The sequence below is a fragment of the Afifella pfennigii DSM 17143 genome (assembly GCF_000688515.1).
Taxonomy (GTDB): Bacteria; Pseudomonadota; Alphaproteobacteria; order Rhizobiales; family Afifellaceae; genus Afifella; species Afifella pfennigii.
Genome location: NZ_JHZK01000002.1, coordinates 123,857 through 136,094 on the forward strand (window position 1 = coordinate 123,857; position 12,238 = coordinate 136,094).

A 12,238-nucleotide genomic window follows, 5' to 3' on the forward strand; every position below is an offset into this window, starting at 1 on the left:
CCCCCTAACGCTGGTACTTGAGAACAAGCACGCCAAGCGGTGGAAGGGTTAGGGCGACGGAGGCCGGCTGTCCATGCCAGGCTTCCTCGCTGGCATGAACGGCCCCGCCATTGCCGACATTGGAGCCGCCATAGATGGCGGCGTCGGTATTGAGCCGTTCCTCCCAGCGACCGGCGAAGGGCAGGCCGATCCGGTAGCCCTCGCGCACCACGGGAGTGAAGTTGCAGATGACGGCGACGACCTCGTCGGGCTCCTCGCCGCGCCGGAGATAGGAAAAGACGCTCTGATCGGCGTCGGAGGCGTCGATCCACTGAAAGCCGGCCGGCTCGCAGTCGCGCTGATGCAGCGCCGGCGTTTCGCGATAGAGCCAGTTGAGGTCGCGCACCAGGCGCTGCACGCCGGCATGGTGCTGGTCTTCCAGAAGGTGCCAGTCGAGCGCGCCGTCATGGCCCCATTCGCGCTCCTGGGCGATCTCGCCGCCCATGAATAGGAGCTTCTTGCCCGGATGCGTCCACATGAAGCCGTAATAGGCCCGAAGGTTGGCGAAGCGCTGCCAGGTGTCGCCCGGCATCTTGCCGAGCATGGAGCCTTTGCCGTGCACCACCTCGTCATGGCTGAGCGGCAGGACGAAATTCTCCGAGAAGGCGTAGAGCAGGCCGAAGGTCATCTGATGGTGATGATAGCGGCGGTGCACCGGGTCGTTCTGGATGTAGGAGAGCGTGTCGTGCATCCAGCCCATGTTCCATTTGAAGCCGAAGCCGAGCCCGCCCGTCTCCACCGGCCGCGACACGCCCGGCCAGGCCGTGGATTCCTCCGCGAAGGTGGTGGCGCCCGCGAAGGCGCCGAAGACGTCGGTGTTCATGTTGCGCAGGAAGGCGATGGCTTCCAGGTTCTCGCGCCCGCCATGCACGTTCGGCACCCATTCGCCGGGCTCGCGGCTGTAGTCGAGATAGAGCATGGAGGCGACGGCATCGACGCGCAGCCCGTCGATATGGAACTCGTCGAGCCAGTAGAGCGCGTTCGCCTCCAGAAAGTTGCGCACCTCCGTGCGGCCGAAATTGTAGATGAGCGTGTTCCAGTCGCGGTGAAAGCCCTGGCGCGGATCGGCGTGCTCGTAGAGCGCCGTGCCGTCGAAACGGGCAAGCCCGTGCTCGTCGGTGGGAAAATGCGCCGGCACCCAGTCGATGATGAGGCCGATATCGGCCTCGTGGCAGCGCTCCACGAAGCGGGCGAATTCCTCCGGCGTGCCGAAGCGCGCCGTCGGCGCATAAAGGCCGATCGGCTGGTAGCCCCAGGAGCCGGAGAAGGGGTGCTCGGAGATCGGCAACAGCTCGATATGGGTAAAGCCCATCTCTTTGACATAAGGTACCAGTTCATCGGCCAGCGCCTGGTAGCTGAGGAAGCCGCCATCCTCCTGGCGCCGCCAGGAGCCCAGATGCACCTCGTAGATGGAGATCGGCGCATTGTGCTCGTTCCTGGCCTTGCGCCTTTCCATCCAGGCCGCGTCGCTCCAGGCCCGCTCCGGCAGGCCGGCGACGCGCGAGGCCGTGGAGGGCGGTGCCTCCTGCGAAAAGGCGAAGGGATCGGCCTTCAAGGGCAGGCGGCGGCCCTCTGCGGAGATGAGCTCGTATTTGTAGAGCTCGCCGGGGCCGATATCGGGAATGAACAGCTCCCAGATACCGCCTTCGTGCCGCTTGCGCATGACATGGCGGCGCCCGTCCCAATCGTTGAAGCCGCCGAGGACGGAGACGCGGCGGGCATTGGGCGCCCAGACGGCGAAGGCCGTTCCTTCCGCCCCCTCCAGCGTCGTCGGATGGGCGCCGAGCTTCTCGTAGAGGCGGCGATGGCGCCCCTCGCCGATAAGATGCAGGTCGAGCTCGCCGAGAAGCGGCGGGAAACGGTAGGCATCGCCGGCCGTCCAGGAAGCCTCGCCGACGAAGAAACGCAGGCGATAGGGCTGGTCCAGCACCGCGCCCGGCAGGAAGGCGGCGAAGAAGCCGACGTCGAGCGGCTCCATCTGCGCAAGCACGCTCATCTCGTCGGCGCTCAGCACCTCGGCGCGTTCGGCTCCCGGATGATAGGCGCGGATGGTGATGCCGCCTTCGCTTTGATGCGGGCCGAGCAGGGCGAAGGGGTCGCTCTGGCCCCCTTCGATCAGCAGGCGAACGGCGCGGCGATCGATTTCGGGAAATGCGACAGGCTGTTGGATGCGCGAAAGGTTCATGCGCTGGCCTTCGTGTTCATGAGGTCAAGAACGCCGCGGAGGGGGATGTCGATCCAATCCGGGCGGTTGGCGGTCTCGTAGTGGAGCTCGTAAAAGCCCTTCTGCAGGAGGAAGAGGCGCAGGAGCCGTTCCCTCGCCTCGTGCTCCTTGGGCAATGTCGGCGCCCCGTCCATGCGGCTGAAATAGCTGGCGAGGAAATCGGAGACCGATTTGTCGCGCCACAGAAGGGCGCGCTCGCGCACGCCTTCCGGCTCGTCGGCGTGGCGCGACAGGAAGCGCCGCTCGGCGGCCTCGGCGGCGTAGTCGAAGGAACGCAGCATGCCGGCGACATCGCGCAGGGGCGAAGACTTGGCCCGGCGCTCCGCCAGTGAGCGCTGCGGCTCGCCCTCAAAGTCGATGATGACGATATCGGCCTGGCTGATCAGCACCTGGCCGAGATGGTAGTCGCCATGGATGCGCGACTTACCGCCGGAAGGCGGGCTGGCGGCGAGCTCCGACAGTTCTGAAAGCACCGCCGACCGTTTTTCCGCCAGCGCCTCGATGGTCGCTTGCGTGGCCGCCGGCAGCGTCGGCGCGGCGGCTTTCAGCCGGTCGATGGCGGCCTCCGCGAGGCGGGCGGCGTCCTTGGCCCAGGCGGCGACATCGTCCGCGCCCACCGGCTCCACCTTGAAGGCCGCCTCCTCGCACGGCGTCGTAAGGGCCAGATGCATCTCCGCGGTGCGGATGCCCATGCGCCACGGCAGGTCGAGCGGATGGCCGAAGGGGATCGCTCCCGCCGGCCGGTCGAAAGCGGGTGTGGTGGCCAGCGCCGTGGCGTCAAGGTCGCGCTCCAGCGCGTCCACCAGCACCGACCAGCCGTCGCCCTGGTTGCGCACGAAGGAGAAGGCGGCGGCGAGCGCCGTCGGCTCGCCGTCGTCGGGACGATACTCCACGGTGCCGAGGAGCTGCGGCGTGTTGTCGAAGCCGGCGGTCTCGGTCAGGAAGCGGCCGACCTCGATTTCCGGCTGCTCGCCCTGTCTGAGGCGCCGATAGATCTTCAGAAGGGCCTTCTCGCCGACGAGCACGGAGACGTTGGACTGCTCCACCCCGAGCGGATGCACGTCCTCTTCCTTGGCGGCCTCCGCCAGCTCCGCATGGCCTTCCATGGCGATGACGCCGTCTTCGGCGGCAACGTTCTCACCGCGCGCCATGGCGCTCAAGAGGGTGCGGGTGAACTCCTCGTCGAAGGCGGCGTCGACGAGCGCCGCGACCTGCGGCCCGCGGCGGATCTTGGCGAGGGTATAGGAGAGCTTCGGCGCGCCGAAATGCAGGTTTTCCTCACCCCACAGCGCCGAAAGCGGCAGGAAGTAGCGCTGCTTCTCGCCCGCCTCGGGCGTCACGTCGACGGCCGCCAGCGCCACGCGGCCCTCGGCCAGCGTGGCAAGCTGCGTCAGCGCCACGTCGACGATTTCAGCGCCCTTGCCGGCGAACCAGCGCTGGCGGTGCAGGAATTCCGGCAGCGTATCTGTCTCCAGATGCTTGCGGTCGCGTCCCGCAAGGGCCGCCGAAAGGTCGGAGCGGGTCGTCACGGTAATGAATTCGGGCATCACATCGGGCGCGGGTATGTGCCATTTGGGAACTTCCGTCTCATCGGTCAGAAGGAACCAGAAGAAGCCGTAGCCCGGCAGGGTGAGCATATAGGGCAATTCGCCGATCGCCGGGAAGGCGGAATGCCCGGAAAGCTCCACCGGGACCTTGTGGCGGAAGCGGGAAAGCTCGAGTTCCACCGCCTGGGCCGAGCGCGAGAGATTGGCCACGCAAAGAATGTGCTCGTCGCCATGACTGCGGATATAGGCGAGGATTTTGCGATTGCCGGGATACAGGAACGTCATCTCCCCACGGCCGAATGCATTGTGCTGTTTTCGCACATTGACCATGCGCCGCATCCAATTCAGCAGCGAGGAAGGGTCGCTCTGCTGCGCCTCCACATTGACCGCCTCGTAGCCATGGATCGGGTCCTGGATGGGCGGCAGATAGAGCTGCTGCGGATTGGCGCGCGAGAAGCCGCCATTGCGGTCGGCGGACCATTGCATGGGCGTCCTGACGCCGTCGCGGTCGCCGAGGAAGTAATTGTCGCCCATGCCGATCTCGTCGCCGTAATAGAGGACGGGCGTGCCCGGCATGGAAAGCAGGAGCGCGTTCATCAATTCGATCTTGCGCCGGTCGTTCTGCAACAGCGGCGCCAGGCGGCGGCGGATGCCGAGATTGATGCGCGCCTTCTGATCGGAGGCGTAGGTTCGCCAGAGATAGTCCCGCTCCAGATCGGTCACCATCTCAAGGGTCAACTCGTCGTGGTTCCTGAGGAAGATCGCCCATTGGCAGGGTTCGGGAATGTCGGGCGTCTGGCGGATGATGTCGGTGATCGGGTGCCGGTCTTCCTGGGCGAGCGCCATATACATGCGCGGCATCAGCGGGAAGTGGAACGCCATGTGGCATTCGTCGCCCTCGCCGAAATAGGGGCGGGTGTCCTCCGGCCATTGATTGGCCTCCGCCAGGAGCATGCGGTCGCCGTAATGGGCGTCGAGCTCGGCGCGGATCTTCTTCAGGACCTCGTGCGTCTCCGGCAGGTTCTCGTTGTTGGTGCCGTCGCGCTCCACCAGATAGGGGATGGCGTCGAGCCGCAGCCCGTCCACCCCCATATCGAGCCAATAGCGCATCACCGACTGCACCTCTTTGAGCACCCGCGGATTGTCGAAGTTGAGGTCCGGCTGGTGGGAATAGAAGCGATGCCAGAAGAAGGCCTCCGCCATAGGGTCCCAGGTCCAGTTGGAGGTCTCCGTGTCGAGGAAGATGATGCGCGTGCCCTGGTATTTCTGGTCGGTGTCGCTCCACACATAATAGTTGCGCGCCGCCGAGCCGGGCCTCGCCTTGCGGGCCCGCTGGAACCAGGGATGCTGGTCGGAGGTGTGGTTGATGACCAGCTCGGTGATGATGCGCAGGCCACGCTTATGGGCTTCTGCGACCAGGCGCCGGAAGTCGCGCATCGTGCCGTAGGCGGGATTGATCGCCCGGTAATCGGCGATGTCGTAGCCGTCGTCGCGCAGCGGCGAGGGATAGAAGGGCAACAGCCAGATGGCGGTGACGCCGAGGCTCTCGATATAATCCAGCCGCTGGATGAGGCCCTGGAAATCGCCCACGCCGTCGCCGTTGGAATCCAGGAACGCCTTGATGTGCAGCTGGTAGATGATGGCGTCCTTGTACCATTCCCTGTCGGAGCGATCGATGACGCCGTCCAGCCGGTTGGCCTTGGCCTGGCCGGGCTTGGGAGCGGTTCCGGTCAGCGTTGTCGGGCTCGCCTCGTTCATGCCGGCCGCTCCTGCGGTGCCATCAGGCGCCAGACGGCATAGGTGCGCTCCGACGGGTTGAGCCAAAGATGCTGCATCTTGCCCTGCCAGACGAAGCGGCGCGAAACCACCAGATCCTCGCCAAGGATCGGCGCCGTATCGGAAAGGCCGAATTCCCACAGCGGCACCTCGAATTGCGCCCCTTGCGCGTTCTGCGGGTCGAGATTGACCGCAAAGAGCAGGAAGTCGGAGAGGTCGTCGGTGAATTTGGCGTAATAGAGAATGGCGTCGTTATAGGCGTTATAGAATTTCAGATTGGCGAATTGCTGCAGCGCCGGATGGCGGTTGCGCAGATCGTTGAGGCGCCGGATATCGTCCTTGATATGGCCGGGGCGGTCATAGTCCCAGGCGCGGATCTCGTATTTTTCCGAATCGAGATATTCCTCCTTGCCTGGGATCGCCGCCGCCTCGCAGAGTTCAAAGCCATTATAGACACCATAGTTCGGCGACAGGGTGGCGGCCAGGAACAGCCTCACCTGGAAGCCGGCCCGTCCGCTCTGCTGCAGATAGAAGGGGTTGATGTCGGGGGTGTTGACGAAGAAGTTCGGCCGCATGAAGTGGCGGCATTCCGTCGTCGTCAGCTCGCTCAGATATTCCGTCAGCTCTTCCTTGGTGTTGCGCCAGGTGAAGTAGGAATAGGATTGGGTGAAGCCGAGCTTGGCGAGCCGCTTCATCATTTTGGGCCGGGTGAAGGCCTCCGACAGGAAGATCACCTCCGGATGCTCGCCCCGCACCTCCGCGATCAGCCATTCCCAGAAGGGCAGCGGCTTGGTGTGCGGGTTGTCGACGCGGAAGATCTTCACCCCGTGGCCGACCCAGAAGAGCACGACGTCGCGCAGCGCGTACCACAGGCCCGGAATGGCCTCGCGGTAGAAATGCACGTTGACGATGTCCTCGTATTTCTTCGGCGGGTTCTCGGCGTATTTGATGGTGCCGTCCGGTCGCCAGTCGAACCATTCCGGATGCTCCTTGATCCAGGGATGGTCGGGCGCGCACTGGATGGCGAAGTCGAGCGCGATCTCCAGCCCGTGCGCCTTCGCCTCTTCCACCAGCCGCTCGAAATCCTCAAATGTGCCGAGTTCCGGATGGATGGCGTCGTGCCCGCCCTCCTGCGCGCCGATGGCGTAGGGGCTGCCGGGATCGTCCGGGCTCGGCGTCAGCGAATTGTTGCGGCCCTTGCGGTTCTTGCGGCCGATCGGGTGGATGGGCGGGAAATAGAGGACGTCGAAGCCCAGATCGCGCACATAGGGCAGGTGCCTGATCACGTCCTGGAAGGTGCCGTGCCGTGCCGGATCGTCCGACATGGAGCGCGGGAAGAGCTCGTACCAGGCGGAGAAGGCGGCGCGCTTGCGGTCGACGATGAGCTCCAGCACGCGGGCGTAATAGGAGACGTTGGTGCGCAGCCCGCCGGCGCGCATCGTCTCCATCAGCCGCTCGTCCATCAGATGCGAGAATTGCTCGCCCGTCTCGGCGATGGCCTTCAGCTCCTCCGCCGCGATCTGCAGCCCCGCCCGGGCCTCCGGGTTAAGCCGCTCGCTCTCCGTCAGCGTCTTGGTCAGAAGCCGGGCGCCTTCGTTGAGCTCCACGGCGATGTCCTGGCCGGCGGCGTGCTTCTTGGCGGTCTCCGCGCGCCAGCTGGCGAAGAGGTCGCGCCAGGCCATGATTGTGTATTCGTAGGTGGTGTTCTCGCAGGGCGAGAAGGCGGCGCGCCAGCGGTCGTTGTCGAAGAGATGCATCGGCGTCTCGCGCCAGGCCGCCTCGCCCTTGCGACGGGTAAGGAGCGCGGCATCGATGATGTCGTGGCCGTCGCAGAAGATATCGGCTTCCACCACGACGATCTCTCCGATGGCGGCCTTGGCGGCGAAGCGGCCGCCATCGATCTCCGGCGTTACCTTTTCGATCGCGACCCTATTGTCGGCAAGCGCAAGCAACAAACGGTCGGCGCTTTTCAGGCCTTTCTGCATGGTCCCCCTATTCGGGCGGTTGGTTTCGAACCTGGGCGCTTGAGCACGGCGCCGGCAAGGCTCGAGCTATGTCATTGGCCGGTATCGTCCAGCCGCCCCCTTTTGTTTCTAACTGCCTAGCCGGAAGAGAGTTGCAGCTTGATGTCGGCCGGCTCACTCCTCCCCGAGCGTGAGAAGGCTGGCATTGCCCCCCGAAGCCGTCGTGTCGATGGAGACGACCCTTTCGGTGGCGAAGAGGGCAACGCCGTCGGCGAGCGAAACGAGCGGCACGCGTGCGCCCTGGCGCCCGGCGAGGGCGAGGCGGATGCGGCGCGCCGTCTCGTCCCCCGGCGCCTGTTGCACCTCATAGGCGACGAGGCCGAGCCGCGGCAACCTTGCGGCCAGCTCTTCCGGCTCGCCTTGCACGAAGACGATGAGCCGCTTCGGCCGCACGATCTCGCCGAGAGCGCCGGCAAGCGCCAGGACGGCCTCGTCCGCCCGTGACGCGGGAATGACGACGCGGTTGCCGGCAACGAGCGCCGTCACCGTCTGGGCGAGCAGCGCCCCGCCCGCTTCGCCGCCGAGGCAGAGCGCGACACCGCGCGCATGAAGGCCGAGCCGGTTGGCCTCGCCGGTCGGGCCGGGCAGGGCGAGGATGCCGGCGATCTGCGGCCGCGCCGCCTCAATCGCCGCCCGCGCCACCTTTTGCGGCGCCTCCGGCAGGCTGCTGGCGGCGCTCGCCAGCATCATGATGCGCGCCGAATTCTCTTCCCAGTCGCGCGCCGGGGCGAGCTTTGAAAAATCCTCAAGCGACAGCGATTGCGGCGCAACGGCCAGCCTGGAAGCGGCGTCCGCGACGGCTTCCGGCGGCCTTGCCGGCCGTGTGAAGCGCAGGAGATAATGCGGCCCGCCGGCTTTCGGTCCGGTGCCGGAAAGCCCCTCGCCGCCGAAGGGCTGCACCCCGACCACGGCGCCGATTTGGTTGCGGTTGACGTAGATATTGCCGATGCGCGCCCGCTCGCAGATGCGTTCCACGCGCTGGTCGACGCGCGAATGCACGCCGAGCGTGAGGCCGTAGCCGGCGGCGTTGATTTCCTCCACCACCTTGTCGAGCTCCTCCGCCTTGAAGCGCACGACATGAAGGACGGGGCCGAAAATCTCTTCTTTCAGCTCCGAGAAGGCATCGAGGCTGAGCGCCACCGGCGCGACGAAAGTGCCTTCCTGCGGCACGTAGGGGTGCTCGAAGAGGAGCCGGCCCTTCGCCTTCAGCCGTTCCACGTGATCCACAATGCCGGCGCGCGCTTCCGCATCGATCACCGGCCCGACATCGCTCGCCGGCTCCCAGGGATCGGCGACGACAAGCTCGCGGGTGGCGCCCTGAAGCATTTTCAGGAGCGGGCCGGCGATATCCTCCTGCACGAAGAGCGCCCGCAGCGCCGAGCAGCGCTGCCCGGCCGACTGGAAGGCCGATTGCACGATGTCGCGCACCGCATGCTCCGGCAGGGCGGTGGAATCGACGATCATGGCGTTGAGCCCGCCGGTTTCCGCGATCAGCGGCGCGCGGGCGGGAGCGTTTTGCGCCATCGCCCGGTCGATGCGAACCGCCGTTTCCGTGGAGCCGGTGAAGCAGACGCCGGCGATGCGCGGATCGGCCGTCAGCGCCGCGCCCACCGTGCCGCCCTCGCCGGGAACGAAATTCAGCGCCGCGCCGGGAACGCCCGCCTGGTGCAGGAGCTGCACCGCCCGCGCCGCCGTCAGAGGCGTCTGCTCGGCCGGCTTGGCGACGACGGCGTTGCCGGCGGCGAGCGCCGCGGAGACCTGGCCGGTGAAGATGGCGAGGGGGAAGTTCCAGGGCGAGATGCAGACGAAGACGCCGCGTGCCTGGCGCCGCGCCTCCCCTGACACGTCCGCTCCGAGAAGGCGCCGCGCCTCGGCGGCGTAATAGCGCAGGAAGTCGGCCGCCTCGCGCACCTCCAGGATGCCGTCGAGCCGCGTCTTGCCGGCTTCGCGGGTGGCGAGCGCCATCAGTTCCGGCGCGTTCGCCTCATAAAGATCGGCCGCCCGCTCCAGGATCGAAGCCCGCTCCTCTGCCGGCCTCTCCCCCCAGGCGGGCGCCGCCTGTGCCGCGGCGGCGACGGCCAGCCGCGCGCTCTCAGCGTCCCCTTCAAGCACCGTCCCCACCTCCTCCGCCCGCCGCGCCGGGTTGAGGAGCCGGCGTTTTTCGCCATCCTTCCTTTCACCGCCGATCAGCGGTGCGGCCTCCCACAGCTTGTCGCGGAAGGGCGCCATCGCCTCCTCCAGCGCGGCAAGGTCGAGCGCGTTGTTGATGTTCCAGCCCTTGGAATTCGCCCGCTCCGGCCGGAAGAGGTCCGGCGGCAGCGGGATATGCGGATGGGCGAGCGGCTTTGCCGCCTCCACCTTCGCGATCGGGTCGGCGGCGAGCTCGGCGGCCGGCACCTCGGCATTGAGAAGCTGGTGCACGAAGGAGGAATTGGCGCCGTTCTCAAGAAGCCGGCGGACGAGATAGGCGAGGAGGTCCTTGTGCACGCCCACCGGCGCATAGATGCGGCAGGGCCTTCCCGTCGCCTGCCGCAGCTTCTCGTGCAGCGCCTCGCCCATGCCGTGCAGGCGCTGGAACTCGAAGGCGGTATCGGGCTCGGCCATCTCCAGGATGGCGGCGGCGGTATGGGCGTTGTGGGTGGCAAATTGCGGATAGAGATGTTCCGCGTTCGCAAGGAGAAAGCCCGCCCCGGCGAGATAGAAGACGTCGGTGGAGGCCTTGCGGGTGAAGACCGGATAGGCGGGAAGGCCGAGCGTCTGGGCGAGCTTGATCTCGTAATCCCAATAGGCGCCCTTGACGAGGCGCACGGCAAGGCGCGTGCCGCGCCGGCGGGAAAGCTCGGCGATCCAGGAAAGCACCGGCGCAGAGCTCTTGGCGAAGGCCTGGACGACGAAGCCGAAGCCGTCCCAGCCCTGCGCCGCGTCTGAGGCCAGCGCCGCCTCGATGACGTCGAGCGAGATATCCAGCCGGTCGGCCTCTTCCGCGTCGACGGAAAGGCCGATCCCGGCGCGCCGGGCAAGCGCGATCAAATCGGTGAGCCGCGGCGTCAGCTCGGCGAGGACGCGCTTTTGCTGCACCGTCTCGTAGCGCGGATGCAGCGCCGAGAGCTTCACGGAGATGGAAGGCCTTGCGGCGATATCGCCGGAGCCGGCCTCTCGGCCGATGGCCTCGATGGCGCCGGCATAGGAGCGGAAATAGCGCTCCGCATCCTCGCCCGTGCGCGCCGCCTCGCCGAGCATGTCGTAGGAATAGCGATAGCCCTTCTCGCGCAGCGGCGCGGCGTGCCGCATCGCCTCCTCGATATGGCGCCCGAGAACGAACTGGGCGCCGAGCATCTTCATCGCCTGGGCGACGGCGGTGCGCACCACCGGCTCGCCGACGCGCTGCACCATGCGGCGCATCGTGTGCAGGAGATGCGCCTCGGCCTGCTCGCCGGAAGCCTTTGCGCCGTAAAGCTGGCCGGTGAGCATCAGCCCCCAGGAGGAGGCGTTGAGGAGGAGGGAATCGGCGCTGCCGCGATGGCGGCCCCAATCGGCGCCGCCGATCTTGTCGCGGATGAGCGCGTCGAGCGTCGGCGCGTCGGGAACGCGCAGATACGCCTCGGCGAGGCACATCAGCGCCACGCCCTCGTCGGTGGAAAGCCCGTATTCGGCCAGAAAGCGCTCCATCAGATGCGGCGCCGGATCGGCGCGCAGCGCCTCCACCATCGTCTTTGCCGCTTCGGCGGCGCGTTCCCGTGCCGCCTTGTCGAGCGGGATGGCGGCAAGGCGCCGGGCGATGCTTGTCGCTTCGTCTTGATAAGGGGCGGCGCGGATTTCGGCGCGAAGATCGGTCGGCATGGCGTCTCGCTCGGCTGGCCTTGCGCGATGCTGCGCCGAAAGCGGGGGCGGATTCAACGCCCCAAAAGGGCGCGAAGGCGGAGCCTACTTCTCCATCGCCTTGGAGATGCGCCGGTTGAGCTCGTCCGGGTCGCACAGAATGAGCCCGCCGCGGCTCTTTTCCGTCAGCCCGGCCTTGGCGAGCGCCGACAATTCGCGCGAGACCACCTCGCGGCGGCAGCCGATGCGGTTGGCCAGATCGTGATGGAAGGGCGGCGGCGAGACGATGCGCTGCCCCTCATGGCCGGTCCGCGGCTTCGATTGGCGGATGAGCTCGGCGTAGAGCCGCTCCTTGGTCTGCAGGAAGGAATGCTCGGCGAGCCTGGCGTTGAGGGAGCGCACCAGGCCGGCGAGATTGGCGAGCATGTGCCGGCTGACGGAGGGCACCTCGGTCGCAAGGTCCATGAACAGCCGCCCCGGCATGATGCACAGCCGGGAACGATGCATGGCCGTGACGTTGGCCGAGCGCGGCGTGCCGTCGATGGCGGCGAGCTCGCCGAAATAGGTGCCTTCGCCGAGTTCGCCGAGAATGATCTCGCGTCCGGTCGGCGAGCGGAAGAGGACGCGGCATTTGCCGGCGAGGATGAAATGCACCTCGTCGGATTCGTCCTCGTAGTCGATGATGAGTTCGTTGGTGTCGTAATTGCGCCAGCGGCAGCGCGAAGCCACCGCCTTGGCGCGCTCCTCGCCAAGATCCTTGAAGAGAGGTATCGCCCGTAAATCGTCCATATCGCCGGCGGGCCCCACGC

General features: G+C 66.7%; 5 protein-coding genes. All 5 read right to left on the minus strand.

Going from position 1 to position 12,238, the window contains the following annotated elements:
- Positions 1–4 precede the first annotated feature (4 nt).
- On the minus strand, positions 5–2,224 hold the full coding sequence (gene glgB, locus Q331_RS0102705; protein WP_026379410.1) for a 1,4-alpha-glucan branching protein GlgB: 2,220 nt from the start codon (positions 2,222–2,224) through the stop codon (positions 5–7).
- The gene (gene treS / locus Q331_RS0102710) at positions 2,221–5,568 is read right to left on the minus strand and encodes a maltose alpha-D-glucosyltransferase (RefSeq protein WP_026379411.1); all 3,348 of its coding nucleotides are present in this window, start codon (positions 5,566–5,568) and stop codon (positions 2,221–2,223) included. Before treS ends, glgB begins: the two co-directional genes overlap by 4 nt.
- Complete coding sequence (locus Q331_RS0102715; RefSeq protein WP_051630420.1) at positions 5,565–7,571, minus strand: alpha-1,4-glucan--maltose-1-phosphate maltosyltransferase; 2,007 nt, start codon at positions 7,569–7,571, stop codon at positions 5,565–5,567. Before Q331_RS0102715 ends, treS begins: the two co-directional genes overlap by 4 nt.
- Before the next feature lie 153 nt (positions 7,572–7,724).
- A complete protein-coding gene (putA, locus tag Q331_RS0102720; RefSeq protein WP_026379413.1) occupies positions 7,725–11,450 on the minus strand; it encodes a bifunctional proline dehydrogenase/L-glutamate gamma-semialdehyde dehydrogenase PutA in 3,726 nt (1,241 codons plus the stop codon).
- An 84-nt stretch (positions 11,451–11,534) separates the two neighbouring features.
- Positions 11,535–12,218: a Crp/Fnr family transcriptional regulator gene (locus tag Q331_RS0102725; RefSeq protein ID WP_026379414.1), complete on the minus strand. Its 684-nt coding sequence runs from the start codon at positions 12,216–12,218 to the stop codon at positions 11,535–11,537.
- Positions 12,219–12,238: the final 20 nt, after the last annotated feature.